Here is a 26,872-nt window from a genome sequence, read left to right as displayed (position 1 = left end):
GGGTTTCTGACCGGATGTCTCGTGTTGGCGGTGCTTGCAGGCATCGTCTGGTGGACGCGGCAGCAGGCCGCGCCGCCGCAGGCCGGTGGCGGGCGCAACGCCGGGCCGATGTCGATCGTGCCGGAGACGATCGGCAAGGGCGATATCGGCGTCAGCCTGAATGCGCTCGGCACCGTGACGTCGCTCGCGACCGTCACCATCAGGAGCCAGATCAGCGGCTATCTGATGAAGATCGATTTCAAGGAGGGCGATGAGGTCAAGAAGGGCGACCTGATCGCCGAGATCGATTCGCGCCCCTATGAGGCGACGCTGGCGCAGGCCAAGGGACAGCTCGCCCGCGACGAGGCGCAGCTGAAGGGCGCCCAGGTCGATCTCACCCGCTACCAGAACCTCGCCGCGCAGAACGCGGTGCCGCATCAGACGCTGGATACCCAGGTCGCGCTGGTCGCGCAGTATCAGGGCACGGTGGAAGCCGATCGCGCCTCGGTGAAGTCGGCCGAGGTGAATTTGCAATATTGTCACATCGTATCGCCGATCAACGGGCGCGTCGGACTGCGCCAGGTCGATCTCGGCAACTATGTGACGCCCGGCGATACCAACGGCCTCGTCGTGATCACCCAGCTCGAGCCGATCAGCGTGCTGTTCACGCTGCCGGAGGACAATCTGCAGGCGGTCGCGAAGCGGTTGAAGGAGGGCGCGGTGCTGCCGGCGGCGGCCTATGACCGCAGCGGTGCCAACAAGCTCGCCGAGGGATCGTTGCAGACCTTCGACAGCCAGATCGATGCGACCACCGGCACCATCAAGCTGCGCGCGCAGTTCGAGAACGACAAGCGCACACTGTTTCCGAACCAGTTCGTCAACGTCCGCCTGTTGCTCGATACCCACAAGGATGCGACGACGATGTCGACCGCCGGCATCCAGCGCGGTGTACCCGGCACCTTCGTCTATCTCGTCAACGCCGACAGCACGGTCTCGGTGCGGCCGGTCAAGCTCGGCGTCACCGATGGGGACCGGGTCGAGGTGCTGTCCGGGCTTGTACCCGGCGATCGCATCGTGATCGACGGCGCCGACAAGCTGCGCGAGGGTGCGAAGGTGGTCGTGCGCTCCGCCGCCGACACCGCGAACCCGGGGGCTGCGGCCAAGGGGACGGCGAGTGGCGCGGCGAAGGGAGACGGCAAGGGAGATAGTAAGGACGGCGCCGATCCCGGAGGTGGCCACCACAAGCGGTCCGAGGACGGGCAGAAGAAATGAACCCGTCGCGGCCATTCATCCTGCGGCCGGTGGCGACGACCCTGATGATGATCGCCATCATGCTGTCGGGCATGCTGGCGTTCAGATTTCTCCCGGTCGCGGCGCTGCCGGAGGTCGACTATCCGACCATCCAGGTGCAGACCTTCTATCCCGGCGCGAGCCCCGACGTGATGACCTCGTCGGTGACGGCGCCGCTCGAGGTGCAGTTCGGCCAGATGCCGAATCTGACCCAGATGAGCTCGGTGAGCTCGGCGGGCTCGTCCGTGATCACGCTGCAGTTCGGCCTGTCGATCTCGCTCGACGTCGCCGAGCAGGAGGTGCAGGCCGCGATCAATGCCGCGGGCAATCTGTTGCCGTCGGACCTGCCGGCGCCGCCGATCTACGCCAAGGTCAATCCGGCCGATGCGCCGATCCTGACCCTCGGCCTGACTTCGAAGACCATGCCGCTGACGCAGGTGCAGGATTTCGTCGACACGCGGCTGGCGCAGAAGATCTCGCAGCTGCCCGGCGTCGGCCTCGTCAGCATCAGCGGCGGCCAGCGGCCCGCGGTGCGCATCCAGGCCGACATCCGCAAGCTCGCGGCCTACGGCCTCAACATCGACGATCTCCGCACCACGCTCGGCAACGCCAACGTCAACACGCCGAAGGGCAATTTCGACGGCGCGATGCGCGCCTACACCATCAATGCCAACGACCAGATCCGCAATGCCAGCGACTACCGCTCGCTGATCATCGCCTACAAGAACGGCTCGCCGGTCCGCCTCAGCGACGTCGGCAACGTCGTCGACGGCGCGCAGAACGACAAGCTCGGCGCCTGGATGAACGAGACGCCGGCGATCATCCTCAACATCCAGCGCCAGCCCGGCGCCAACGTGATCTCGGTGGTGCAGGGCATCAAGGACCTGCTGCCGCAGCTGCAGGCGACCCTGCCGGCCGCGATCGACCTCAATATCCTGACCGACCGCACCGTGACGATCCGGGCCTCGGTCCGCGACGTCGAATATGAGCTGTCGCTCGCCGTGATCCTGGTCGTGCTTGTGATCTTCGTGTTCCTGCGCTCGACCCGTGCCACGCTGATCCCGAGCCTGTCGGTGCCGCTCTCGCTGGTCGGCACACTGGGCGCGATGTATCTGTTCGGCTTCAGCCTGAACAATCTGTCGCTGATGGCGCTGACGATCGCGACCGGCTTCGTGGTCGACGACGCCATCGTCGTGATCGAGAACATCTCGCGCTACATCGAGGAGGGCGAGTCGCCGCTCGAGGCGGCGCTGCGCGGGTCCGAGCAGATCGGCTTCACCATCATCTCGTTGACGGTGTCGCTGATCGCGGTGCTGATCCCGCTGCTGTTCATGGGCGACGTCGTCGGCCGCCTGTTCCGCGAATTCGCCATCACGCTGTCGGTCACGATCCTGATCTCGGCCGTGGTGTCGCTGACCCTGGTGCCGATGGCCTGCGCAAAGCTGCTGAAGCCGGAGGCGATGGCGCGGGAAAACACCTTCCAGCGGCTCAGCCGCGAAGGCTTCGATGCCGTGATCGCGATCTACGCCCGGATGCTCAATTGGGTGCTGGATCGCCAGACCTTCGTGCTGCTGATCGCGCTCGCCACCTTTGGCCTGACGGCGCTGCTCTATGTCGTCATCCCCAAGGGCTTCTTTCCGGTGCAGGACACCGGCGTGATCCAGGCGATCTCGGAGGCGCCGCAATCGGTGTCCTATGCGGCGATGGCCGAGCGGCAGCAGCGGCTCGCGAGCGCGATCCTGAAGGATCCGGACGTGCAGAGCCTGTCGTCGTTCATCGGCGTCGACGGCACCAACACCACGCTGAACAGCGGCCGCATCCTGATCAATCTGAAGCCGCATGAGCGGCGCAAGGCCAATGTCTCGACGATCATGGACCGGATCAAGGCGAGCACGGCGGCGCTGACCGGGATCACGCTCTACATGCAGCCGGTGCAGGACCTCACCATCGAAGGCACGGTGAGCCGGACGCAGTACCAGTTCATCCTGCAGGATGCCGATCCGAACGAGCTCGCGGAATGGACGCCGAAGCTGGTCGACAAGCTCCGGGAATTGCCCGAGCTCAGCGACGTCACCAGCGATATCTCGGCGCAGGGGCTTTCGGTGTTCGTCGACATCGACCGCGACCAGGCGGCGCGGTTCGGCATCACGCCGGCAACGATCGACAACGCGCTGTACGATTCCTACGGCCAGCGCATCGTCTCGACCGTCTTCACCAATTCGAACCAGTACCGCGTGATCCTGGAAGCCGATCCGTCGCTGCAGACTTCGCTGGATTCGCTGTCGTCGATCTATCTGCCGTCATCGGTGGGCTCGACGCCGGTGCCGCTGTCGGTGATGGCCAAGATGCGGGTGGAGACCGCGCCGCTGCAGATCTCGCATCTCGGCCAGTTCCCGTCGGCGACGGTCTCGTTCAACCTGGCGCCCGGCGCTTCCCTTGGAGGGGCGGTGACGGCGATCAAGCAGGCCCAGGCCGACATCAACCAGCCGCTCGGCATGATCACGAGCTTCCAGGGTGCAGCGCTGGCGTTCCAGTCCTCGCTGTCCAACCAGCTGTTCCTGATCCTGGCCGCGATCATCACGGTCTATATCGTGCTCGGCGTGCTCTATGAGAGCTTCATCCATCCCCTGACGATCCTCTCGACGCTGCCTTCCGCGGGCATCGGCGCGCTGCTGGCGCTGATGATGGGAGGCCAGGATCTCACCATCATCGCGATCATCGGCATCATCCTCCTGATCGGCATCGTGAAGAAGAATGCGATCATGATGATCGACTTCGCGCTCGATGCCGAACGCAACGAGGGCAAGCCGCCGCGGGAGGCGATCTACCAGGCCTGCCTGCTGCGGTTCCGGCCGATCATCATGACGACGATGGCTGCGGTGCTCGGCGCGCTGCCACTGATGCTCGGCAGCGGCGCGGGGTCCGAGCTGCGGAATCCGCTCGGCATTTCGATCGTCGGCGGCCTGCTGGTGAGCCAGCTGCTGACCCTGTTCACGACCCCGGTGATCTACCTCTGGTTCGATCGCCTCGCGCTGCGGTTTGCCGGGCGGGCGGACGAGATCGGCGAGGCGAGCGGGTCGCGTTGAGCCATGGATCCGTCAACGCCCTTCATCCGTAGGCCGGTCGCAACGACGCTGTTGACGTTCGGGCTCGCGGCGGCCGGCATCGTCGCGTTCTTCAAGCTGCCGGTGTCGCCGCTGCCGCAGGTGGATTTCCCGACCATCTCGGTGCAGGCGACGCTGCCCGGCGCCAGCCCGCAGGATGTCGCGACCACGGTCGCCAGTCCCCTCGAGCGCCATCTCGGCCAGATCGCCGATGTCACCGAGATGACGTCGTCGAGCTCGGTGGGCTCGACCCGCATCACGCTGCAGTTCGGGCTGAATCGCGACATTAACGGCGCGGCGCGCGACGTGCAGGCCGCGATCAATGCGGCGCGGGCCGACCTGCCGACCAGCCTGCGCGCCAATCCGACCTACCGCAAGGTCAATCCGGCCGACGCGCCGATCCTGATCCTGACGCTGACGTCGGATACGCTGACGCGCGGCGATCTCTACGACGCCGCCTCCACGGTGCTGGCGCAGAAGCTGTCGCAGGTCGAGGGCATCGGCGAGGTCGTGGTCGGCGGCAGCTCGCTGCCGGCCGTGCGCGTCGATCTGATCCCGCAGGCGCTCTACAAATACGGCATCGGCCTGGAAGACGTCCGCGCGGCGCTGTCAAGCGCCAACGCCCACAGCCCCAAGGGCGGCATCGACGTCGGCGACCAGCGCTACCAGGTCTACGCCAACGACCAGGCCAACAAGGCCGACGACTACAAATCGCTGATCGTGGCCTACCGCAATGGCGCGCCGGTTCATCTCTCCGACGTCGGCGAGGTGGCGGACGGCGTCGAGAACCTCCGCAATGCCGGGCTCGCCAACGGCAAGCCGGCGGTGTTGATCATCCTCTACCGGCAGCCGAACGCCAATATCATCAGTACCGTCGACCTCGTGAAGGGGCTGATGCCGCAATTGCAGGCATCGGTCTCGCCGGCGATCGACATCGGCGTTGCGGTCGACCGTTCGACGACCATCCGCACCTCGCTCCGGGACGTCGAACGAACCCTCGTTCTGGCGGTGCTGCTGGTCATCATCGTGGTGTTCGCGTTCCTGCGCAATGCGCGCGCCACCTTCATTCCGGTGGTGGCGGTCTCGGTGTCGCTGGTCGCAACCTTCGGGGCGATGTACCTGTTCGGCTACAGCCTCGACAATCTCTCCCTGATGGCGCTGACGGTCGCGACCGGCTTCGTGGTCGACGACGCCATCGTGGTGCTGGAGAACGTCACCCGCTACATCGAGGACGGCCTGAGCCCGCTCGAGGCGGCGCTGAAGGGCGCCAACGAGGTCGGCTTCACCGTGCTGTCGATGAGCATCTCGCTGATCGCGGTGTTCATCCCGATCCTGCTGATGGCAGGCATCGTCGGGCGGCTGTTCCGCGAGTTCGCGATGGTGATCTCGATCTCGATCCTGATCTCGCTCGCAGTCTCGCTGGCGACCACGCCGATGATGTGTGCCGTGCTGCTGAAGCCGGACGCTGGCGGCCACGGCCGGCTTTATTGGGCGAGCGAGCGCTTCTTCGAGGCGATGCTGAATTTCTACCGCAGGACGCTGACCGCGGCGCTGGCGCATCCGCTGTCGGTGATGCTGATCCTGGCGGCGGTATTCGGTCTCAATTTCTATCTCTACGACGTGATCCCGAAGGGCTTCTTCCCGCAGCAGGACACCGGCCGGCTGGTCGGCTCGATCCAGGCCGACCAGAGCGTGTCGTTCCAGCTGATGCAGCAGAAGCTCGCGCAGTATGTCGGCATCATCAAGCGCGATCCGGCGGTCGAGACGGCGGTCGGCTTCACCGGCGGCGGGCAGACCAATTCCGGCTTCGTGTTCGTCTCGCTGCGTCCGCTCGATGAGCGCAAGATCGGCGCCGACGGCGTGATCGCGCGGTTGCGCCGCGAGATGTCGGTGGTGCCGGGCGCGAGCCTGTTCCTGCAGGCGGTGCAGGACATCCGGGTCGGGGGCAGGGCCTCGAACGCACAGTATCAGTACACGCTGCAGGGATCGACGCTGGAGGAGCTCAATGAATGGACGCCGAAGATCGCGGCGGCCCTGCAGCGCGATCCTGATCTCGCCGACGTCAACAGCGACCAGCAGAACAAGGGCCTGGAATCCGATCTCGTGATCGACCGCAACGCCGCGGCCCGGCTCGGCATCACGGTGAGCCAGATCGACAACACGCTCTACGACGCCTTCGGCCAGCGGCAGGTGTCGACAATCTATGTCGCGCGCAACCAGTATCACGTCATCATGGAGGTCGCGCCGCGCTACTGGCAGAATCCTGAGACGCTGAAGGACGTCTATATCAGCACGTCCGGCGGATCGGTCGGCGGCTCGCAATCGACCAACGCGGTGGCGGGCACGGTCGTCGCCCCGGGCAACTCCAGCGCGGCCAGTGCGGCCAACGCCCAGGCCGCGCGCAACCAGGCCACCAATTCGATCGGTTCGACCGGGAAGGGCGTGGCCTCGACCGGCTCGGCCGTCTCCACCAGCAGCGAGACCATGATCCCGCTGTCGGAAGTTGCAGCGTTCAAGCAGGGCGCGACGCCGCTTGCGGTCAATCACCAGGGCCTGTTGGTCGCCAACACCATCTCGTTCAACCTGCCGCCGAACGTGTCGCTGAGCACGGCGGTCGGCAGCATCGAGGCGACCATGAACCGGATCGGGGTCCCGGCCACGATCCGCGGCACCTTCCAGGGCACCGCCAAGGCGTTCCAGGACTCGCTGAGCAACCAGCCGTTCCTGATCCTGGCCGCGCTGGTTGCGATCTACATCGTGCTGGGCGTGCTCTACGAAAGCTACATCCATCCGCTGACCATCTTGTCCACATTGCCCTCGGCGGGTGTGGGCGCCTTGCTGGCGCTGATGGCATTCAAGACCGAGTTCAGTATCATGGCACTGATCGGCGTCATCCTGCTGATCGGCATTGTGAAGAAGAACGCCATCATGATGATCGACTTTGCGCTGGAGGCGGAACGCAGGCGCGGGCTGGAGCCGCTCGAGGCGATCCGGGAGGCCTGCCTGCTGCGCTTCCGCCCCATCATGATGACGACGATGGCCGCGCTGCTCGGGGCGGTGCCGCTGGCGATCGGCATGGGCGATGGCGGCGAGCTGCGGCAGCCGCTCGGCATCGCCATCGTCGGGGGCCTGATCCTGAGCCAGGTCCTCACGCTCTACACGACGCCGGTCATCTACCTCTATCTCGACCGGTTCCGCCTGTGGGCCCGGCGCCTCCGCCGCGACGGCGCGACGCGGATGCCGGGCTCCTCACTTCAACCGGGCGAGTAAATGCCGACAGGTGCAGCGTTGCGAAATCTTCAGTTGATGCGCAAGCCGATCCGGTTTCTGCGCGTGGCGGCGTTTGGCGGCCTCAGCCTCGGTCTGTCCGGCTGTATTCCCGGGGCGGAGAAGCCCGAGCTCAGCCTCGAAGTGCCGGCGAGCTACAAGACTGCGGCCAAGGGCGATGCCGACGCGGCCGTTCCGGCGCTCGCCTGGTGGCGCGGCTTCCGCTCACCTGAGCTGACCGGGCTGATGGAATCGGCGCAGCTCTACAATCTCGACATCGCGGTGGCGATCGCCCAGATCGTGCAGGCCGACGCCCAGGTCGGCGTGTCCGGCGCTGCGCTGCTGCCGTCCATCTCCGGATCGGCGAATGCCGAGCGTCAGCGTGTGGCAACGGGGTCCAGTTCGTCGCTCGGCGCCAGCGGCACCTTCTCGCAATACAGCCTCGGGCTGAGCGCGAGCTACATCGTCGATTTCTGGGGCAAGAACCGCGCGACGCTGTCGGCTTCGGAGGAGAGCGCGACCGTCGCGCGCTACAATCGCGAGGTGGTGGCGCTGACCACGATGGCGACGGTCGCCAACACCTATTTCCAGCTGCTGGCGGCGCAGGACCAGATCAAGGTCACCCGCCGCAACCTCGCGGCGGCCGAGCGCATCCTTGCGCTGATCAAGTCGCAATTCGCCGGCGGCACCGCCTCGCAGCTCGATTTGTCGCAGCAGGAGGCGCTGGTCGCCACGCAGCGCGCGGCGATCCCGCCGCTCGAGGTGACGGTCGGGCAGAACACCGCGGCGCTCGCCGTGCTGGTGGCGCGCGCGCCGGCCGATTTCAAGGTGCGCGGCGGGTCCACCACGCAGATCGCGGTGCCGCGCGTCACGCCGGGACTGCCGTCGGAACTGCTCTACCAGCGGCCTGACGTCCGCGAGGCCGAGGCGCAACTGGCGTCGTCCAATTTCAGCGTCGACGCGGCGCGCGCGGCATTCTTTCCGCAGATCCAGCTGACCGGCACCACCGGCTTCCAGAGCGCGGCGCTCGCCTCGCTGTTTGCGCCCGGCGCCTGGTACTACACGCTCGCCGCTGGGCTGACCCAGCCGCTGTTCGACGGCTTCCTGCTGGAGAGCCAGCTCAAGCTCGCCAAGGGCCAGCAACTGCAAAACCTGCAGGCCTATCGCAAGGCGGTGCTGTCGGCCTTCGCCGATGTCGAGAAGGCGCTGATCGCGTTGCAGAAGTACACATTGCAGGAGCGCCTGCAGTCCGACGTCGTCGCCGCCTCGCGCAAGGCGTTCGAGGTCGCCGAGACGCAGTTGCGCGGCGGGACGGTCAACCTGATCACGGTGCTGCAGGCCCAGCAGACGCTGTTCACCGCTGAAAACAATCTGGTTACGGTGCGGCTCAACAAGCTGCTGGCGGCGAGCAGCCTGTTCCAGGCGCTCGGCGGCGGCTGGACGCCCGCCGGTACGCTGGCGGCGGCGGTGCCATGAGGTCAGCCATGCAGCGTTTCGCGACACTCCTCGTTGCCCTCGTCATCGGGCTTGGCGCATTGACCGGCGCGTCCCGCGCGCAGCAGCGGCCGCCCAACAGCGTTCCGCTCGCCTTCGGCATGAGCGCCAACCAGGCCAGCCAGTCGCTCGGCGTTCCCCTCAATTATGTGCGCGGCAGGCCGGGCAATGAATTGTTCGTCGCGCTGCCCAATGTCAGGGGCAGCGTGCTGTCGAGGCGCAGCGACGGGCTCTATCTGCAATTCGGCAAGGGACGCCTGATCGCCTGGAAGGGCGATTGGGGCACCATTCCGCAATGAGGGTTTCGGCCATGATCGCCATGAGAGGACTGATCGCGTGCGCTGCCATCGCGCTGAGCGTAGCCGCGGCGTCGGCCCAGCAGCGGCCGTTGCGCTACGGCAGCACCGGCGGCGCGTATTTCGACGGCAGGGACGACGATCGCGATTTTCGAAGCAACGGCTATTTCCCCGGCAATTTCGCCGCCGATCCCTTCAGCGCAGGTTTCGGTGCGGCCGGCCTGTTCGGCTCGACGCCGTGGCATTCCGCGCGGCCCTATCCGTCGCAGGTTGTGTTTGGCGCACCGTGTCAGGATTGCCGTCCGCAGCGCGCACGCCGCCACCGCGGCAGGCACGAGTGAGGCGCTTCGGAGAGGCTTGATGCCTCTAGGCCTTGCGCAAGAGCTCGTCGATGATGCGCGGCTTCATCCAGCCGGCCTTGTCGATGATTTCGTTGCGCAGGGTGTCCTTTTCCATCTCGTATTGTTCATGCGAGATTTCCCGGCCACCGGTCGCGGTGATCCCGTACGTCTCGAGCAGCGCGTTGTGCCGCGCCTTCCACGCGATCACATGCTCGGTCATGACTTGCGTCACGGATGGAAGGAAGCCGGGATGGCTTTCCAGGCCGCATGACACGGTGGTCTGCGGGTCTCCCGCCAGCATGATCACGTTCCACTCGTCGTAGCCGATCAGCCCCATCTGCGCGTAGAGAAACGCGCCATGCGGTCCATCCCAGATCTTCTGGTCGATGACCAGGAACGGCACCGCGTGGCAGTGGCCGTGGCGCGCAGTCATGTCGCGGTTGAAGGTCTCGGTACGATCCTGCAATCGCTTGCTGGCCGCAGCGAACACGGCGAGGCGATTGTCGGCCGTCGGCACGATGCCGGCTTCGTCATCAGGCGCGAAGCCCGCATCGCGCAGCATCGACCCGATCAGTGGGTGATCCCACTGCTGCTTGTGAAAAGCGGGCGTCGCGGCGTCGGCGCCCGGCGCCGGACGCACGGTCTCCTTGAGCTCGCCCAAGGTCGTCTCTTGCTTCTTTCCAAAAACTGGCCTGCGCCCGAACATCGCGTGCCGCTCCTGCCAAGCAGTCGGCACAAGCATCGCAAAGGACGCCCAGAACTTTCTTAACCGGTCAGGCGTGGCCGGCCGCGATCCAATAACAGCATGACGTAGCCGTTAAAGCGAACCAGACAAATCAATCGAATTTGCCGAAATTTGCGGCATTAGCTGGCGGCGGCGCTTGCCGATTTGTCGAGCGGGGGGCTGACGCGGGCGAACCGCACCACGAAGCGGGTGCCCTTGTGGCCGGGGTCGCGCTCGACGCTGGCATCGAGCTTGGCGGCCATCGCGCTGACGATGCGCTGGCCCATGCCGGTGCCACGCGGATCGGCCTTGTCGGAAAAGCCGACCCCGTCGTCGCCGATCGCGAGCTGCAGATCGTCGCCCTGCGGCTTCAGCTCGACATGGATCGGGCCGGCGCCGTCGGGATAGGCGTACTTCACGGCGTTCATCACCAGCTCGTTCACGATGATGCCGATCGCGACCGCGCGGTCGGGATCGATCTCGATCGGGTCGGCCTTCAAGGTCAGCCGCGACATCTTGTTGCCTTCGGCCGATCGCCGGAGATCCTCGAGCAGCGCCTCGAGATACTGGTTGAGCATCACCGTCTTGAAGTCGTGCGAGGTGTAGAGGCGGCGGTGCACCTGCGCGACGGCCGCGACGCGCCCCATCGCGTTGGTCAGCGCTGCCTTCACATCCTGCTGGGCCGCGGAGTTGGCCTGCAGATGCAGCAGTGAGGCGATGATCTGCAGCGAATTGCCGACGCGATGATTGACCTCGCGGAGCAGAACCTCACGCTCCGCGGCGAGCGCGGCATAGCGGTCGCGCGAGGCGTGCACCTCGGCCTCGGCTTCGTCGCGCGCCTTCTGGAGCGCGGCCTGCCGGATCGCGCCGTTCACCGCGACCTGGAGCAGAGGGATGAACTCGCCCCTGACGTCCTTGACCAGATAGTCCGCCGCGCCGGCCTTCAGCGCGGTGACGGCGATCGCCGAATCCTGCGACGCCGTGACGAACACCACCGGCGGAGCGTCCGGTATCTTGAGGATCTGCTCCAGCGTCTCCAGCCCGTCGAGGCCGGGCATGTACTGATCGAGCGCGACGACGTCGATGCCGCCCTGGGCGAGCCGGTCGAGGCCTTCCTGGCCGCTTGCGGCGTGCACGACCTTGTAGCCCGCGCGCGTCAGCCCGCGTTCGACCAGGCGCGCCAACGCCGCGTCGTCGTCGATATAGAGCAGTGTCGGCGTTGCGTTGGTCATAAGGCAGCCGGCGGCACCTGAATCACGGAAAAGAACAGGCCAAGCTGGCGAATGGCGTTGGCAAAGCTTTCGTAGTTCACCGGCTTGGTGATGTAGACGTTGCAACCGAGCTCGTAGCAACGCTTGATCTCCTGGGAGTCGTCGGTCGTGGTCAGCACGACCACCGGCGTCGACTTGAGATACTTGTTCTCCTTGACCCGCTTCAGAATATCGATGCCGGTCATGTCGGGCAGATTGAGATCGAGCAGGATCAGCAGGGCCTGGCCCTTGCGCTCGACGGCGCTGCCATCCTTGCCGAACAGGTAGTTGACGGCCTCTGTACCGTTGGTGAACGGGATGATCTCATTGTTGACACCTGAGCGCCGGATATTCCGCTCAATCAGGCGGGCATGGCCCTCGTCGTCCTCGATCATGATGATGGTGACTGGATCACTCATGTCACTTTGTCCCGATTCTTGCCTGACCAATTGATAGGCAGCGTGATCGTGAAGGTGCTGCCGTTGTGAAGTTCCGATGCTACCGACATGGTGCCGCCCAGTCTGCGCACAAGTGCGCGGACATGGGCAAGCCCGATGCCCTGACCGGGTTTGTCCTGGGTTCCGGCGCGACGGAACAAATCGAAGATGCGCTGATGGTCCTTCGGATCGATGCCGCGGCCGTTGTCGGTGATCTCGAAGATCGCGAAGCCGAGCTTGGTGCGGCCTTCGATCGAAATCTCGCCGGGAACGCCGTTCCTGAGGTACTTGAGTGCGTTGTCGATCAGATTGGAGAAGATCTGCTCCAGCGCGAGGCGGTCGCTGACGATATTGGGCAACGCGCCAACCTCGACGGTCGCATTGGCCTCGACGGCCTGGTGAGCCACCGTCTTGACGATGCCGTCGATCAGCTCGCGCAGATCGACGCGTTCGGGCTTGAACTCGCGGCGGCCCTCGCGGGTCAGATTGAGGATCGCGCTGATCAGGCGGTCCATCTTGGCGATCGACGATTTGATGAAACCGAGCGATTCGTTGAAATCGTCGGATAGCTGCTTGTCGGAGCCTTCGAGCTCGGGCTCGGCCACATCGGTCGCGTCTTCCGGCATCGCAGGCGCCAGCGACGCGGCGCGATTGAGCGTGGCGATCCGCTTGAAGATGTCGCCGCGCAGTTCCTCGAGCTCGCTGGTGAAGCCCATGATGTTCACCAGCGGCGAGCGCAGATCGTGGCTGACGATATAGGCGAAGCGCTGGATTTCCTCGTTGGCCTCGCGCAGGTCGGAGGTGCGTTCGTCGACGATGGTCTCGAGATTGAGGTTGCTGTCGCGCAGCCTCGCCTCGGCGTCGTCGCGCGCCCGCGACGATCGCCGCAGCAGCACCACCGAGAGAGCGGCGAGCGCCAGCACCATGCAGGAGCCGGCGATGGTGACGGAGGAGGCCAGCACCTGGGTCCTGTCCGCAGTCGCGCTGCGTACCGCCAGCAGCCGATCTTCCTCGGCGCGCATGTCGCGGCCGATCCGGGCGATCGCCTCCAACGCATCGGTCGACGTGCCCTTGCGCAAGATGTCGATGCTGGTCGCCGCGTCGTTGTTCTTGACGCGCTCGATGCTGAGGGCGAACTCGGCGAGGCGCTGCTCGACCGCGGCCTTGAGCTTCGCGGCATTGGCGACCTGCGCCGGATTATCGACGGTCATCATCTGGAGATGACCGAGCGCGGCCGGGAGTCCCGCTGCAGCGGCCTGGTACTCGGACAGGTATTGTGGTGCTGATGTCAGCAGATACGCCCTGGTCGCGCTTTCGGCGCGCCTGATGTCGAGCAGCAGGTTGGCAACCTGGCTCTCGGTCTCGACGGTGTGGATCACCCAGGCGTTGTCTTCGCGCGCCTTGTTGACCAGCACGACCGACGCCACACTGACCGCGACCAGCACGAAAAATCCCGCCGACAGCAGCAGGATCTGTAGCGTCGACCGGCGTCGTGAAACGAGCGTCACGACGATCTCGCTGTGGGAGTGGGATTCAACGCGTCCCCGTGGAAAGCCAATAACCCTATAGTACGTTTGAGGAAGGGCCGGGTTCCACGGAGTTCCGAACTATTTTGCGGCGTCGGACGGCTGACCGGCGAGGTACTGCTCCAGCCAGTGAATGTGGTAGTCGCCCTCGATGATGTCGGGCTCGCGCACCAGCGCGCGGAACAGCGGCAGCGTCGTCTCGATCCCGTCGACCACCATCTCGTCCAGCGCCCGGCGCAGCCGCATCAGGCATTCGCCGCGGGTCTTGCCGTGCACGATCAGCTTGCCGACCAGCGAGTCGTAATAGGGCGGGATCACATAGCCCTGATAGACGGCGGAATCGATCCGCACGCCGAGGCCGCCAGGCGGATGGAATTGCGTGATCCGTCCGGGCGAGGGACGGAAGGTCTGCGGGTTCTCCGCATTGATGCGGCACTCGATGGCGTGGCCGATGATCGCGATGTCGTCCTGCTTGGCCGGAAGGTCGCCGCCGGCGGCGATCCGGATCTGCTCCAGCACGAGATCGATATCGGTGATGCTTTCGGTGACGGGATGCTCGACCTGGATGCGCGTGTTCATTTCGATGAAATAGAACTCGCCGTCCTCGTAGAGGAATTCGATGGTGCCAACGCCGAGATATTTCATGTCCCGCATCGCCTTGGCGCAGGTCTCGCCGATCCTGGCGCGCGCCGCCGCCGCGAGCACGGGCGAGGGGCCTTCCTCCCAGACCTTCTGGTGACGGCGCTGCAGCGAGCAGTCGCGCTCACCGAGATGGATGGCGCCGCCGCGGCCGTCGCCGAGAATCTGGATCTCGATGTGGCGCGGCTTCTGCAGGTATTTTTCCAGGTAGACCGAGGCGTCGCCGAATGCCGATTTGGCCTCGTTGGCCGCGGTCGAGAGCGCGAGCGCGAGGTCAGCCTCGGTATGGGCGACCTTCATGCCGCGGCCACCGCCGCCGGCCGCCGCCTTCACCAGCACCGGGAATCCGATGTCCCTGCCGATCGCGAGCGCGTCGGCCTCCGAGGTCACCGCGCCGTCCGAGCCGGGCACCACGGGAATGCCGAGGCGCTTTGCGGTCTTCTTGGCTTCGATCTTGTCGCCCATCAGGCGGATGTGCTCGGCCTTCGGTCCGATGAAGCCCAGATTGTGGTCGGCGAGGATCTCGGCGAAGCGCGCGTTCTCGGACAGGAAGCCGTAGCCGGGATGCACCGCGTCGGCGCCGGTGATCTCGCAGGCCGCGAGCAGCGCCGGCACGTTGAGATAGGAATCCTTCGACGGCGGCGGGCCGATGCACACGCTCTCGTCGGCGAGCCGCACATGCATGGCGTCGGCGTCGGCGGTGGAATGCACGGCGACGGTCGAGATGCCGAGCTCCTTGCAGGCGCGCAGCACGCGAAGCGCGATCTCGCCGCGATTGGCTATGAGGATCTTGTCGAACATCGCAGCGCCTGGTGTTGACGGAAGCTATTCAATGATGACGAGCGGCTCGCCGAATTCGACCGGCTGGCCGTCCTCGACGAGAATCTGCGTCACGGTGCCCGCGCGCGGCGACGGGATCTGGTTCATCGTCTTCATCGCCTCGATGATCAGAAGCGTCTGGCCGGCGGAGACCTTGGTGCCGATTTCAATGAACGGCTTGGCGCCCGGCTCGGGCGCCCAATAGGCGGTGCCGACCATCGGCGAGGGCACGGCGCCCGGGTGCTTGGCGAGATCGGTCGCAGCCGTAGCTACCGGGACAGCCATTGCGGACGGTGCGGCAACACTTGCCACGGTGGGCACCGACGCCGCGATGCTGATGTTGCGCGCGACACGGACACGCAGGCCGGCGCGCTCGATCTCGATCTCGGTCAGATTGGTTTCCGCGAGCAACAGCGCGAGCTCGCGAATGAGGACGCTGTCGTCGCTCTTGGAGTCGTTCTTTTTTGCGGCTGATTTGTCGTCTGGCTGGCGCGCCATGCTCTGTGATCCAAAATCTCTGTCTGGTGACGGGGAACGTCAGGATTGACGATTAAGTCTTTGGCTTGGCGTCGATCTTGACGCCGATCCTGGTGGCGAGGCCGATGATGGCAAGCCGGTAGCCGTCGATGCCGAAGCCGCAAAGTGAAGCGAAGGCGGCTTTAGCAGTGAACGAGTGGTGCCGGAAGCTTTCGCGGGCGTGGATGTTGCTGACATGAACTTCGACCGCGGGAATCTTGACCGCAACCAGTGCGTCATGCAGCGCGATCGAGGTATGAGAGTAGCCACCGGCGTTGATGATGATGCCGGCCGCCTTCTTGGCGTGGGCCTCATGGATGAAGTCGATCAACTCACCCTCGCGGTTGGACTGCCGGCAGTCGGCGGTCAACCCGAACTGGCGCGCGGTGTCCGCACACAGCTTCTCGACATCGGCGAGGGTGGCATGGCCGTAGGTCTCCGGCTCGCGCGTCCCCAGCAGATTGAGGTTCGGGCCGTTCAGCACATAGATCGTTCCGGCAGCAGCCATTCCAGAGTTTCCTGCCAAGGGTTCCGGCCAAAGGTTCCGACGGGGGGTCCGACAAGGGGTGGAGTGGGCCGGGTTATAGGTAACAACCGGCCGAAGGGGAAGTCTTTAGGTGAAATCGGAACGTCTTCAACAACTTCCTCCGCCCTGTTAGATGGCTGCCCTAACCTACGGAAAATGCTGATTAACCAAATCTTGCGGAAGCTGCCTTCGGCGGGCGCTCCGGCCCGCCATCCACTGGCGTGATGCGGGTTGCGGCCGAAAGCAAGACCCCGCCCCGAAAGGGGGCGGGGTCGAGATGAAGGCGAGGGCCCGTCTTTCGAGGGTCCGTCTTGGCGCCCTCGCACCGAGGCCGGTTTAGCCCTCGATGATGTAGACGATCTCATGGGTCTCAGGCTGCACGATCACGTAGCGGCCCTTGACCAGGATGAACTGATAGCCGCGCCACTGCGGGTAGATCGTCACGACGCGCTCCGGCACCGGGTAGAAGTGAATGTCAGCCGGAACGCGGGTGCCGACCGCCACGTTGAAGTTCACGTTGGTGGCTTCGGTGACGTGCTCCGACTTGATCGCGGTCGTGATCTGGGTGCGCTTCTCGGCCGGCGGAGCCGCGGTCGCCGACGTTGCCGCGTTACCGGTCGTCGTCTGCGTGCGGCTCGTGTCGTTGGTCTGCGCGCGGTTGGTGTCGGACGGGCTCTTGGTCTGAGCGTTCTGGTTGGTCGTGGCACCGCTACCGCTCTTGTCGCGGCTCTCGGCGTTCATCTTGCCACTCTTGTCACGCTCCTCGGCTTTCATGTTGCCGCTCTTGTCGCGACCCTCGGCCTTCATGTCCTTCGAGCCCTCCTTGGAGCCCTTGGCCGCATCGTTCTCCGAGCTCATGCCCTTCGACTTTTGGGTACTGTCCTGCGCACCCTTGGTGGCCGTGCCGGACTTCTCGGACTCAGCCCCCTTGGTGCTTGACTCACCCGTCGTCGAATGCTCGGAACCCTTCATGCCGCTCTTGTCATGCTGCATGGTGCCCGATGACGCGCCACCGGACGGTGCAGACTGCTGCGTGGTCGCACCACCACCAGCCCCGGTTTCCCTGTTGGCGCCGCCGGCGCCCTGTGCGTTCGCGAAACCGGTGCCGGCGATCAAAGCGGCTGCGGCGACCGAAATCAGAAAGCGGTTAGACATCGTAATTCCTCCTCGTTTTTCAGCATTGCCCGCGCCGACAACGGGAGAGCATGTGCGATGTTCCTGTTGATTTGCGGTTCCTTGCGGTTTGTTCTTTAGGTGAATGCGCGATGAACGCGCGAGATGAATGCGCGGCTGCTTCAGCCGCGCAGGCCCAGTCGAACCCCATGCTCGCAAGATCGAGCTGGCCGTTGCCGCCGCCGAAATTGAAGCCGCCGAAATGCACTTCGATCTCGAGATTAGGCCGCGCTGTATTTCGGCGTCCCGCGACTTCCGTTGTTGGCGACGGCCCCCGGTTGCGACCCGCGCGGAATCGGTTCGGCGACGGCAATAAAAAATCCGGCTGCATGGCAGCCGGATTTTGTACGCGATGAGCTGTCGGAGCGGCGATCAGCAGGTCGCCTTGCCGCAGCGGGCAATGCCGATCTTTTCCTTGAGATTGTCGACGCCGACGGCGCCGATCACAACCTGCTTGCCGATCACGTAGCTCGGTGTGCCGTTCATGCCCATGGATTCGGCGAGGCGGAAGTTCTCCTCGATGGTCGCCTTCACTTCGGGGCTCGCCATATCCTTCTCGAGTTTCGCCATGTCGAGACCAACTTCCTTGGCGACCGCCAGCGCGCGTGCCTTGTCGGCGGCGCCGCGGCCGCCGAGCAGCTTCTGGTGGAAATCGAGATACTTCTTGCCGGTCGGATCCTGCATGCGCACGGCGACCGCGACCTGGGCGGCCTCGACCGAGCCCTGGCTCAGCACCGGGAATTCCTTCAGCACGACCTTGAGCTTCGGATCCGCCTTCATCAGGTCGAGCATGTCGGACATCGCGCGCTTGCAGTAGCCGCAATTGTAATCGAAGAACTCGACGAAGGTGACGTCGCCGTCCTTGTTGCCGAGCATGACGCCGCGCGGCGAATTGAAGATGGTGTCGGCGTTCTTGGCGACGCTCTGCTCGTGCTTCTCGGCTTCGGCAGCGGCCTGCCGCTTGCTCAGCTCGTTCATCGCCTCCTCGAGCACCTCCGGATGCGCGATCAGATAGTTGCGCACGATGGTTTCGATGTCGCCGCGCTGGGTGTCGGTGAAGCTCTGCGCGGACGCCGAAAGCGGCGCGGCGCAAACGCCGAGCGCGAGCAGGGCGGGGGCAAGAAAACGAAGCGCTGGCATGACAAAATCCTTGTTCGCGGTGGCTCAAAAAAGCGGCGTGGCCGTGAGCCGGTTTCGGTGATCGTTGTATGGAACTACGGTTTATTTCTAGTTGTTTTTCTGACCCGGCATGGGCTTGGCGCTCACAATGTCGTCAGCTTTGACCCAGCCGGGCGTGCCGATCGCGAACCGCGTCTTGGCGCGTGACGCAAGGTCGCGGGCGGTCTTGGTGTCGCCGCGGAGATAGGCGGCCTGCGCGGAGGCGAGGTCGGCCTGGGCATAGTCGCCCTTGCGGCCATAGGCCATCGCGAGCTGGGTATAGCCGAGCGGTGCCTCCGGCTCGCGCGCCACCGCGGCGCGCAGCATGTTGATCGCCTCGTCGGTGTAGGCCTTGTTGTCGGAGGCGACCAGCGCTTGGCCGAGCAGCATCTCGATCAAGGGCGAATTGCTGGAGAGCTGCACCGCGCGGCGCAGCGGCGCGATGGCTTCGGCGGGCCGGCCGCCTTCGAGCAGCGCCTGGCCGCGCAATTCATAGAAATAGGGATTGTTGGGCTGCACCTGGATCAAGCCGTCGATCTGCGCGATCGCCGAGCGCAGATCGCCGTGCAGATAGGTCGTGATCGCGCGTGCATAGCGCGCCGGCAGGCTGGTGTTGGACAGCGGATAGCGGCGGTAGACGGTGTCCTGCCGCTCCATGAAGCCCGAGATCTTGGCGCGCATCATGTCGTGGCGCAGCTGCAGCGCCGGATCGTCCTTCTTGTCCCAATAGGGGCTGGAGCGCGCCAGTTCCTGCAGCGCGGAGACGCGATCGACCGGCATCGGGTGCGACTGCAAATAGGGGTCGGCCCCGCGCGAGGCAAACAGGCTCTCGTCGGTGAAGCGCTTGAACGTCTCGTACATGCCGCGGGCCGACTGTCCGGTCGCGTTCAGGAACTTGACGCCGGCGCGGTCGGCGTTCTCTTCCTGCTGGCGCTGATAGGACAACAGCGTGCGCTGAATGACCGCTTGCGGCGCCGAGATCGCCGCGGCGCCGGCGCTGGAGAGACCGTTTCCGCCACCGCGGCCGCCCGCACCCGCGGCAAGCGCGCCGACGCCGAGCAGCATCGCGATGATCATCTGGGTCTGGGCCTGCGCGAGCTGCTCGCGCATCTTGGCGAGATGGCCGCCGGCGAGGTGGCCGGTCTCGTGCGCCAGCACGCCGATGATCTGGTTCGGCGTCTCCGATTGCAGCAGCGCGCCGTAATTGACGAAGATGCGCCGGCCGTCGGCGACGAAGGCGTTGAACGAGCCGTCGTTGATGATCACGATCTGGATGTTCTGCTTCTCCAGACCGGCGGCGCGCAGGATCGGCCTTGTGTATTCGCGCAGCAGCTGCTCGGACTCGGTGTCGCGCAGCACCGGCGGGCCTTTTTGCTGGGCTCGCGCAGGGACGAGGGGCCCGACCGCGAGCGCAACCGCAGTCATGAACGCGGTCAGCTTGAAGGTCCTGGTGCGACGCGCGAGGCGGAACAGCATGGGCGATCTATCGGCGATGACTGGCCGCGCCGGCACACGTCCGTGGTCCGGGCCCGACCGGATTTGGCGCGTGGCGCAGTCTGTTGTTTTTGCAGTTCTTCTTCACGCGAACCGGGTATTCACTTGGCCTGAAAGCGTTATAAGGAGCCACCGAATGCGGCCAGTCTGGGGCGGCAGCCGGTAACGGGAACCCGAATTCGGCAGCGGCCGTGCAATAGCAGAAATCCATGCGTGAAGCGACACCGAGAGACCGTGTAAGCAGCCTGTTGACAGCGTCCGGACGGAGCGATGTTCCGCCGTTCATGGTGATGGACGTGATGGCGGCCGCGGCGCGAATCGAAGCCGCCGGCGGCCATGTCATCCATATGGAGGTGGGACAGCCTGCCGCAGGCGCGCCGAAGCCGGCGATCGCGGCCGCGCAGGCCGCGCTTGCGGAGGGGCGGATCGACTACACCTCGGCGCTCGGCATTCCCTCGCTGCGCGCGCGCATCGCCCGGCACTATCGCGACACGTATGGTTGCGCGGTCGACGCGGAGCGCATCATCGTCACCACCGGCTCGTCGGGTGGGTTCATCCTGGCGTTTCTTGCGATGTTCGAGCCGGGCGACCGGGTCGCCGTCACCGTGCCGGGCTATCCGCCGTACCGGCATATCCTGACCGCGCTGGGCTGCGAGCCGGTGCTGATCGAGACCTCCGGTGACACCCGCCATGCCCTGACCGGCGAGGCGCTGCTCGCCGCCCATCGCAAGGCGCCGCTGAAGGGCGTGCTGGTCGGCAGCCCCGCCAACCCGACCGGCACCATGATGTCGCGCGAGGCGCTGTCGACCCTGATGGCGGCCGCCGACAGTGCGGGCATCCGCTTCATCTCCGACGAGATCTATCATGGCCTCGACTACGCGTTCCCTGCGGTGACGGCCGCCGAGCTGTCGCCGAACGCGCTCGTGATCAACTCGTTCTCGAAGTACTTCTGCATGACCGGCTGGCGTGTCGGCTGGATGGTGGTGCCCGACGTGCTGGTGCGGCCGATCGAGCGGCTGCAGCAGAACCTGTCGATCTCGGTGCCGACCCTGTCGCAGATCGCGGCCGAAGCGGCGTTCGAAGGCCGTGAGGAGATGGAGGCGATCAAGCGCGGCTATCAGGAGAACCGCCGCATCCTGATCGAAGGGCTGCCGAAGGCCGGCCTGACCAAATTCCTCCCCGCTGACGGCGCGTTCTACCTCTATGCCGACGTCTCCGACTTCACCTCCGACAGCTTCGCCTTCGCCAGCGAGATGCTCGAGAAGGCGCATGTCGCGGCGACCCCCGGCGTCGATTTCGATCCGATCCACGGCCGCGCCTTCATCCGTTTTTCCTATGCACGCTCGGCCGCGGAGATGCAGGAAGCAGTTGCACGGATCGCGCATTGGCTTAAATAGCCCGCGAACTCCAAGCGCTTTAAGAGCCTTCAAGAGCCGTCCGGAGTTCGCTTTGCCTTTCGGATCGGTTTCGCAGCGCAGCGTCGTGGTTTCACCGGCGCTGTGGCGGGCGGATCATCGCGGATAAGCGGCAGGGCCCACACAGTTCCATTTGACTTGAACGGCCAAGTTGATCTTGGCTATTTCCGCCATTTCTGAGGGGGAGTGACACATGGCGACGACAACCGTTGCCACGACTGCACCGGCGAGCGCCGGCAGCAAGCCGTGGTACAAAGTTCTCTATGTCCAGGTCCTGATCGCGATCGTGCTCGGCGCATTGGTCGGCTGGTTGTGGCCCAGCCTTGCCACCAACGAGTGGATCAAGGCGCTCGGCGACGGCTTCATCAAGCTGATCAAGATGGTGATCGCGCCGATCATCTTCTGCACCGTGGTGTCGGGCATCGCCCATATTCAAGATGCCAAGAAGGTCGGCCGCATCGGCGTCAAGGCGCTGGTGTATTTCGAGGTCGTCTCGACCTTCGCGCTGGTGATCGGATTGCTCGTCGGCAATCTGGTCAGGCCCGGCGCCGGCTTCGGCAACGCGGCGGCGAATGCGCAGGCGGTCGCGGGCTACGCCAAGCAGGCGGAGGCGCAGAAGAGCGTCGACTTCGTGCTGCACATCATTCCCGACACCGTGGTCGGCGCATTCGCGCAGGGCGAGATCCTGCAGGTGCTGCTGTTCTCGGTGCTGTTCGGCTTCGCGATCATGGGCCTCGGCGAGCGCGGCCACACCATCCGCTCGTTCATCGACGACGCCGCGCATGCGGTGTTCGGCGTCATCTCGATCGTGATGCGGGCGGCGCCGATCGGCGCGTTCGGCGCGATGGCCTTCACCATCGGCAAGTTCGGCACCGGCGCGATCCTCAACCTGATGGGGCTGATCGCGACGTTCTATCTGACCGCCGCGCTGTTCGTGTTCGTGGTGCTCGGCATCATCGCGCGGATCGCGGGATTCTCGATCTTCAAGTTCCTGGCCTACATCAAGGACGAGCTCCTGATCGTGCTCGGCACCTCGTCCTCCGAGAGCGCGCTGCCGTCATTGATGGAGAAGCTCGAACGGCTCGGCTGCTCGAAATCCGTGGTCGGCCTCGTGGTGCCCACGGGCTATTCGTTCAACCTCGACGGCACCAATATCTACATGACGCTGGCGACCCTGTTCATCGCGCAGGCGCTGGGCTTCGATCTCACCTTCAGCCAGCAGATCACGATCCTGATCGTGGCGATGCTGACCTCGAAGGGCGCCTCCGGCATTACCGGTGCCGGCTTCATCACCTTGGCGGCGACGCTTGCGGTGGTCGATCCGCGGCTGGTGCCGGGCATGGCGATCGTGCTCGGCATCGACAAGTTCATGAGCGAGTGCCGCGCGCTGACCAATCTGTGCGGCAACGGCGTCGCCTGCGTGATCGTCGCCTGGTGGGAGGGCGAGCTCGACCGCGACAAGCTCAACGCCAATCTCGCCAAACAGGTCGACCCGACCGACATGGAGACCGCGTTGACGACGGACTAAGTCTGCTTCGACGTCTCAGAACCGGTCCAGCCGATACGGGGAGGTGTCCACCGCGGATGCCTCGCCGTTCATCGTTTCGGCCAGCACCCGCGCGGTCGCGGGGCCGAGCGTGAAGCCCTGATGGCCGTGACCGAAATTGACCCACAGTCCGCGATGGCGCGGCACCGGCCCGAGCACCGGCAGCATGTCGGTCGTGCAGGGGCGGGTGCCGAACCACGGCTCGGGCTCGACGCGGCTGCCGATCTCGATCAGCTCGCGTGCGGCCGCTTCGGCGTAGCCGAGCTGGATCGGCGTCGCCGGTGCGTCGGGACTGGTCAGCTCCGCGCCGGTGGTGATGCGGATGCCCTTGGCCATCGGCGCCATCGCATAGCCATTTGCGGTGTCGACCAGCGGCAGGTCGAGCGAGCGGCCGCCCTGGTAGTGCATGTGGTAGCCGCGCTTGCGCACCAGCGGGATCCGGTAGCCGAACTTGCGCAGCAATTGCGGTGACCACGGCCCGAGCGTGACCACGACGTGGGCGGCATCGATCCGGCCGCCACTGGTGTCGACCGACCAGCCGGACGTCGTCTCCGTCAGCGTCTGCGCATCGCCGCGCAGCAGCGTGCCGCCGAGACGCTCGAACAATCCGGCATAGGCGGAAACAAGCCCGCCGGGATCCGACACGGTCCAGGGCCCAAGCCAGTGGATGGCGCCGGGCAGGTCGTCGCGCAGCAGCGGCTCCGCCTTGGCGAGTTCGCGGCCATCGAGCACGCGAAACGTCACGCCGAAGTCGCGCTGGTTCTCTTCGGCGACGGCGATCGCCTGTTCGAGAGCGGCCGGGTCGCGATGCAGCAGGCGATAGCCGGCGCGGCGGATCAGATTGTCGGCATGGGCGTCGCGGATCAGCGTGTCGTGCTCGGCGGTGGCGTAGGCGATCAGGCGCGCCCAGGCGAGGGTGGCTTCGCGGTGCCGCTCGGGCGTCGAGTTCCACCAGTAGCGCAGCAGCGGACCGGCGTGCTGCGGCAGCGACGCCAGGCGATAGCGCACGTCGTTGGTGCGCCCCATCGCGATCCTGGCGAGCGTGGCGGGATCGCGCGGCATCGGGTAGGGCCGCACCGCCTCGCTCTGAATGATGCCGGCATTGCCGTAGCTGGTCTCCCGGCCGGGTTCCTTGCGGTCGACGAGCGTCACCGACCAGCCGCGACGCTGCAGATGCAGCGCCGTGCTGACGCCCACCATGCCGCCGCCAAGAACGATCGCGCTTTGCATTGGGATCCGTCTCCGTCAGGCTCCGTTACGCCGGCGTCTGACGAACGGATTGCCTGTTCAATAAAAACGCCCGGCGTGAACCGGGCGTTTTGACTTACAGGTGGTGCTAGTTGCCGCCGCCGAAGCGGCGTGACCACCAGCCCTTGCGGGCCGGAGCCTCGGCCGCACCGGCCGGTGCTGGCTCTGGAGCAGCCGCGGCCGGCTCAGGGGCAGCTTCCTCCGCCGGGCTCTGAACCAACGCCGCTGATGCCTCGGGCAGTGGGCTCGACGCGAAGTTGACCTTTTCGCGCACCGTCGAGCGGCGGCGCTGCGCACGGTCGCCTTCGGCCGCCGTGTCCTCGCCGGCAGTCGCCGCGGCAGTTTCGGGCTCGGGTGCCGCGACCGGCTCGACAGGCTCAACAGGCGCGGCCTCGGTCGGCCGCCACTCCGACGGCTCGGCGACCAGCTCGGGCTGCGCCAGCGCGGGAGCCGACTCCGCATCATGGCTATCGAAATCGGCGACTGCGTCGGAGGCCTCCGACGTCGCCGCCGGGCTCAACTCATCGGAGATCGATCCAGCGAGACCGTCGTCCGGTCCGCCGCTGCCGCGCCGGCGGCGGCCGCCGCGACGTCCGCGGCGCCGCGGACGGCGATCGCCATTGCCGGCCTGGTCGTCGCGCGCTGCGCCCTGCTGCTCGTCGCCTTCGTCCTCATCGCCTTCGGCATCGGCGGCGGCAACCGCCTCGGTGCCTTCGGGCAGGACATGCATGAGATCGCCGTCCTCGCGCGGCTGCTGGGCGCCTTCACGCGCCTCGCTGCCGCCGCGGCCGCGACGCCGGCGGCGCCGCTTGCGGCGCTGACCGTCGCCTTCGCCCTCGGCGGAGCCTGATTCATCACCGGCCGCCCGCTCGTCGGCGAGGCCCTCGGTCTCATCGGTCTCGATCTCGGCTTCGTATTCGAACAGTTCTTCCTCGTCATCGGCCTCTTCGGCCTGGGCCGGCGCAGCGGCAGCCTGCGCAGCGAGCAGCGCCTTGGCGGCTTCGAGCGTATGCACCTGCTCGCCGCGGTCGATGATGTAGGACTGCTGGCCGTGCACTGTGGCGTCCGCGACGATCGACAGCGAAACCCGGAAGGAGTCTTCGAGATCGCGCAGATGGCCGCGCTTGTGGTTGAGCACGTAGAGCGCGACGTCGGTACGGGTGCGGACCACCAGATTGTGGGTCGCGCCCTTCATCAGGATTTCCTCGATGCCGCGCAAGAGCTGCAGCGCCACCGACGAGACCGAGCGGACGTGACCGCTTCCGCCGCATTGCGGGCAGGGCTCCGTCGAGCTTTCGAGCACGCTGGCGCGGATGCGCTGGCGCGACATTTCCAAGAGGCCGAAATGCGAGATGCGGCCGACCTGGATCCGCGCACGGTCCTGGCGCAGGCAGTCGGACAGCTTGCGCTCGACCGCGCGGTTGTTGCGCTTCTCGTCCATGTCGATGAAGTCGATGACGATCAGGCCGGCGAGGTCACGCAGGCGCAATTGGCGCGCGACTTCTTCCGCCGCTTCCAGATTGGTCTTGAGCGCGGTGTCCTCGATATGGTGCTCGCGCGTGGCGCGGCCGGAGTTGACGTCGATCGAGACCAGCGCCTCGGTCTGGTTGATCACGATGTAGCCGCCGGAGCGCAGCTGCACGGTCGGCGAGAACATCGCGTCGAGCTGGCTTTCGACGCCCATGCGCGAGAACAGCGGCTGGCCGTCGCGATACTGCTTCACCGCGCGCACATTGGCCGGCATCAGCATCTTCATGAAGTCGCGCGCTTCACGGTAGCCGGCTTCGCCCGCCACCTGGATCTCGTCGATCTCCTTGTTGTAGAGGTCGCGCAGCGAGCGCTTGATCAGTGAGCCTTCCTCGTAGACCAGCGTCGGCGCCTGCGACTTCAGCGTCAGGTCGCGCACCGTTTCCCACATCCGGATCAGATATTCGAAGTCGCGCTTGATTTCCGGCTTGCTGCGGGAGGCGCCGGCGGTGCGCAGGATGATCCCCATGCCCTCGGGCACGTCGAGATCCTGCACCACTTCCTTGAGCCGCGAACGATCCTGGGCGGAGGTGATCTTGCGGCTGATGCCGCCGCCGCGCGCGGTGTTGGGCATCAGCACGGCGTAGCGGCCGGCGAGCGACAGATAGGTGGTCAGCGCGGCGCCCTTGTTGCCGCGCTCTTCCTTGACGACCTGCACCAGCATCACCTGCCGGCGCTTGATCACTTCCTGGATCTTGTACTGGCGGCGCGGACGGAACGGGCGCTCCGGAACCTCCTCGAGCACGTCGTCGCCGCCGACCGATTCGACGACGTCCTCTTCCTCGCCTTCCTCGCCGTCATCCTCTTCGTCATCTTCGCCGGCCTCGTCGCCAGGCCCGGTCTCGGGCGCGACCACCTCGGCGAGCGCGCCGTATTCGGCGACCGCGTGCTCATCGGCGGCGGCGTGAACCTCGTCGGAAGCCACATGCGGCGCGTCGTCGGCATGCGCGGCGTTTTCCTCGATCTGCTCCTCATGGACCCGCTCGGGCTCATGATTGACCTCGACCGTCTCGACGGTCTCGGGCGCGGCCGACGCGGCGGAGGCTTCGACGACCGCAACGACGGGGTCGGACGGGGCGTCGGCAGCCGCCGCCTCGCTCACT

The 26,872-nt window shown here is 65.8% G+C and carries 21 protein-coding genes; 8 read left to right on the top strand and 13 right to left on the bottom strand.

Annotation, left to right across the window (positions count from 1 at the left end; all coding sequences use genetic code 11):
- The first annotated feature begins 21 nt into the window (after nucleotides 1-21).
- From QJT82_RS03535 to QJT82_RS03510, 6 genes are read left to right on the top strand one after another with little or no spacing between them, the layout of a single operon-like run.
- Nucleotides 22-1,251: an MdtA/MuxA family multidrug efflux RND transporter periplasmic adaptor subunit gene (locus QJT82_RS03535; RefSeq protein ID WP_245288948.1), complete on the top strand. Its 1,230-nt coding sequence runs from the start codon at nucleotides 22-24 to the stop codon at nucleotides 1,249-1,251.
- Entirely contained in the window at nucleotides 1,248-4,355 is a 3,108-nt protein-coding gene (locus tag QJT82_RS03530; RefSeq protein WP_028344925.1) for an MdtB/MuxB family multidrug efflux RND transporter permease subunit, read from the top strand. The genes QJT82_RS03535 and QJT82_RS03530 overlap by 4 nt, the downstream gene beginning before the upstream one ends.
- Nucleotides 4,356-4,358: 3 nt before the next feature.
- Entirely contained in the window at nucleotides 4,359-7,643 is a 3,285-nt protein-coding gene (locus QJT82_RS03525) for an efflux RND transporter permease subunit (RefSeq protein WP_028344926.1), read from the top strand.
- Complete coding sequence (locus tag QJT82_RS03520; protein ID WP_035634060.1) at nucleotides 7,644-9,116, top strand: efflux transporter outer membrane subunit; 1,473 nt, start codon at nucleotides 7,644-7,646, stop codon at nucleotides 9,114-9,116.
- A gap of 8 nt (nucleotides 9,117-9,124) precedes the next feature.
- A complete protein-coding gene (locus QJT82_RS03515) occupies nucleotides 9,125-9,433 on the top strand; it encodes a hypothetical protein (protein ID WP_028344928.1) in 309 nt (102 codons plus the stop codon).
- 11 nt (nucleotides 9,434-9,444) lie between these two features.
- Nucleotides 9,445-9,771 (top strand): BA14K family protein, encoded by a 327-nt coding sequence (locus QJT82_RS03510; protein WP_244436036.1) that lies wholly within the window; start codon nucleotides 9,445-9,447, stop codon nucleotides 9,769-9,771.
- 25 nt (nucleotides 9,772-9,796) lie between these two features.
- On the opposite strand, the gene QJT82_RS03505 is transcribed toward QJT82_RS03510, so the two are convergent.
- The 11 genes from QJT82_RS03505 to QJT82_RS03455 form a co-directional block, all read right to left on the bottom strand.
- Nucleotides 9,797-10,432: a hypothetical protein gene (locus QJT82_RS03505; protein ID WP_259243730.1), complete on the bottom strand. Its 636-nt coding sequence runs from the start codon at nucleotides 10,430-10,432 to the stop codon at nucleotides 9,797-9,799.
- Nucleotides 10,433-10,635: 203 nt separating this feature from the next.
- The gene (locus tag QJT82_RS03500) at nucleotides 10,636-11,727 is read right to left on the bottom strand and encodes a response regulator (RefSeq protein ID WP_028344931.1); all 1,092 of its coding nucleotides are present in this window, start codon (nucleotides 11,725-11,727) and stop codon (nucleotides 10,636-10,638) included.
- Nucleotides 11,724-12,164 carry a response regulator gene (locus QJT82_RS03495; RefSeq protein ID WP_016840088.1) on the bottom strand — a complete coding sequence of 147 codons (441 nt, stop codon included), beginning with the start codon at nucleotides 12,162-12,164 and terminating at the stop codon, nucleotides 11,724-11,726. The genes QJT82_RS03500 and QJT82_RS03495 overlap by 4 nt, the downstream gene beginning before the upstream one ends.
- On the bottom strand, nucleotides 12,161-13,690 hold the full coding sequence (locus QJT82_RS03490) for a CHASE3 domain-containing protein (RefSeq protein WP_028344932.1): 1,530 nt from the start codon (nucleotides 13,688-13,690) through the stop codon (nucleotides 12,161-12,163). The genes QJT82_RS03495 and QJT82_RS03490 overlap by 4 nt, the downstream gene beginning before the upstream one ends.
- Nucleotides 13,691-13,789: 99 nt before the next feature.
- A complete protein-coding gene (gene accC, locus QJT82_RS03485) occupies nucleotides 13,790-15,148 on the bottom strand; it encodes an acetyl-CoA carboxylase biotin carboxylase subunit (RefSeq protein WP_028344933.1) in 1,359 nt (452 codons plus the stop codon).
- Nucleotides 15,149-15,172: 24 nt separating this feature from the next.
- Nucleotides 15,173-15,664: an acetyl-CoA carboxylase biotin carboxyl carrier protein gene (accB, locus tag QJT82_RS03480; protein WP_028344934.1), complete on the bottom strand. Its 492-nt coding sequence runs from the start codon at nucleotides 15,662-15,664 to the stop codon at nucleotides 15,173-15,175.
- Between the two features lie 52 nt (nucleotides 15,665-15,716).
- Nucleotides 15,717-16,190, bottom strand: a complete 474-nt coding sequence (gene aroQ, locus QJT82_RS03475) for a type II 3-dehydroquinate dehydratase (protein ID WP_028344935.1) — start codon at nucleotides 16,188-16,190, stop codon at nucleotides 15,717-15,719.
- A gap of 354 nt (nucleotides 16,191-16,544) precedes the next feature.
- A complete protein-coding gene (locus QJT82_RS03470; protein ID WP_028344936.1) occupies nucleotides 16,545-17,363 on the bottom strand; it encodes a DUF1236 domain-containing protein in 819 nt (272 codons plus the stop codon).
- A gap of 19 nt (nucleotides 17,364-17,382) precedes the next feature.
- Nucleotides 17,383-17,712, bottom strand: a complete 330-nt coding sequence (locus tag QJT82_RS03465; protein WP_080687033.1) for a hypothetical protein — start codon at nucleotides 17,710-17,712, stop codon at nucleotides 17,383-17,385.
- A gap of 41 nt (nucleotides 17,713-17,753) precedes the next feature.
- Nucleotides 17,754-18,521, bottom strand: coding sequence for a DsbA family protein (locus QJT82_RS03460; protein WP_028344937.1), 768 nt, complete (start codon nucleotides 18,519-18,521; stop codon nucleotides 17,754-17,756).
- Nucleotides 18,522-18,608: 87 nt separating this feature from the next.
- Nucleotides 18,609-20,015: a M48 family metalloprotease gene (locus QJT82_RS03455; RefSeq protein ID WP_028344938.1), complete on the bottom strand. Its 1,407-nt coding sequence runs from the start codon at nucleotides 20,013-20,015 to the stop codon at nucleotides 18,609-18,611.
- Nucleotides 20,016-20,242: 227 nt separating this feature from the next.
- Here QJT82_RS03455 and QJT82_RS03450 point away from each other — a divergent pair, with 227 nt between their 5' ends.
- On the top strand, nucleotides 20,243-21,430 hold the full coding sequence (locus QJT82_RS03450; RefSeq protein WP_028344939.1) for an aminotransferase class I/II-fold pyridoxal phosphate-dependent enzyme: 1,188 nt from the start codon (nucleotides 20,243-20,245) through the stop codon (nucleotides 21,428-21,430).
- A 211-nt stretch (nucleotides 21,431-21,641) separates the two neighbouring features.
- A complete protein-coding gene (locus QJT82_RS03445; protein ID WP_028344940.1) occupies nucleotides 21,642-22,976 on the top strand; it encodes a dicarboxylate/amino acid:cation symporter in 1,335 nt (444 codons plus the stop codon).
- Between the two features lie 15 nt (nucleotides 22,977-22,991).
- Here the strand turns inward: QJT82_RS03445 and QJT82_RS03440 are convergent, their stop codons facing one another.
- On the bottom strand, nucleotides 22,992-24,224 hold the full coding sequence (locus tag QJT82_RS03440) for an FAD-binding oxidoreductase (protein WP_028344941.1): 1,233 nt from the start codon (nucleotides 24,222-24,224) through the stop codon (nucleotides 22,992-22,994).
- A gap of 106 nt (nucleotides 24,225-24,330) precedes the next feature.
- Nucleotides 24,331-26,871 carry a ribonuclease E/G gene (locus QJT82_RS03435; RefSeq protein ID WP_276325471.1) on the bottom strand — a complete coding sequence of 847 codons (2,541 nt, stop codon included), beginning with the start codon at nucleotides 26,869-26,871 and terminating at the stop codon, nucleotides 24,331-24,333.
- Between the last annotated feature and the right edge of the window lies 1 nt (nucleotide 26,872).

Source organism: Bradyrhizobium sp. Mp19 (assembly GCF_029952935.1).
GTDB classification, from domain to species: domain Bacteria; phylum Pseudomonadota; class Alphaproteobacteria; order Rhizobiales; family Xanthobacteraceae; genus Bradyrhizobium; species Bradyrhizobium elkanii.
Note: the sequence above shows the minus strand (reverse complement) of the source record. Positions and strands in the feature narration are given on the sequence as shown.

Bases quoted from the DNA above. Each gene is read 5' to 3' on its own strand.
- QJT82_RS03460 (WP_028344937.1), bottom strand. From the start codon at position 18,521: ATGCCAGCGCTTCGTTTTCTTGCCCCCGCCCTGCTCGCGCTCGGCGTT.
- QJT82_RS03450 (WP_028344939.1), top strand. From the start codon at position 20,243: ATGCGTGAAGCGACACCGAGAGACCGTGTAAGCAGCCTGTTGACAGCG.
- QJT82_RS03465 (WP_080687033.1), bottom strand. From the start codon at position 17,712: ATGCAGCCGGATTTTTTATTGCCGTCGCCGAACCGATTCCGCGCGGGT.
- QJT82_RS03495 (WP_016840088.1), bottom strand. From the start codon at position 12,164: ATGAGTGATCCAGTCACCATCATCATGATCGAGGACGACGAGGGCCAT.
- QJT82_RS03445 (WP_028344940.1), top strand. From the start codon at position 21,642: ATGGCGACGACAACCGTTGCCACGACTGCACCGGCGAGCGCCGGCAGC.
- QJT82_RS03455 (WP_028344938.1), bottom strand. From the start codon at position 20,015: ATGCTGTTCCGCCTCGCGCGTCGCACCAGGACCTTCAAGCTGACCGCG.
- QJT82_RS03520 (WP_035634060.1), top strand. From the start codon at position 7,644: ATGCCGACAGGTGCAGCGTTGCGAAATCTTCAGTTGATGCGCAAGCCG.
- QJT82_RS03470 (WP_028344936.1), bottom strand. From the start codon at position 17,363: ATGTCTAACCGCTTTCTGATTTCGGTCGCCGCAGCCGCTTTGATCGCC.
- QJT82_RS03500 (WP_028344931.1), bottom strand. From the start codon at position 11,727: ATGACCAACGCAACGCCGACACTGCTCTATATCGACGACGACGCGGCG.
- QJT82_RS03515 (WP_028344928.1), top strand. From the start codon at position 9,125: ATGCAGCGTTTCGCGACACTCCTCGTTGCCCTCGTCATCGGGCTTGGC.
- QJT82_RS03530 (WP_028344925.1), top strand. From the start codon at position 1,248: ATGAACCCGTCGCGGCCATTCATCCTGCGGCCGGTGGCGACGACCCTG.
- QJT82_RS03510 (WP_244436036.1), top strand. From the start codon at position 9,445: ATGATCGCCATGAGAGGACTGATCGCGTGCGCTGCCATCGCGCTGAGC.
- aroQ (WP_028344935.1), bottom strand. From the start codon at position 16,190: ATGGCTGCTGCCGGAACGATCTATGTGCTGAACGGCCCGAACCTCAAT.
- accB (WP_028344934.1), bottom strand. From the start codon at position 15,664: ATGGCGCGCCAGCCAGACGACAAATCAGCCGCAAAAAAGAACGACTCC.
- QJT82_RS03440 (WP_028344941.1), bottom strand. From the start codon at position 24,224: ATGCAAAGCGCGATCGTTCTTGGCGGCGGCATGGTGGGCGTCAGCACG.
- accC (WP_028344933.1), bottom strand. From the start codon at position 15,148: ATGTTCGACAAGATCCTCATAGCCAATCGCGGCGAGATCGCGCTTCGC.
- QJT82_RS03525 (WP_028344926.1), top strand. From the start codon at position 4,359: ATGGATCCGTCAACGCCCTTCATCCGTAGGCCGGTCGCAACGACGCTG.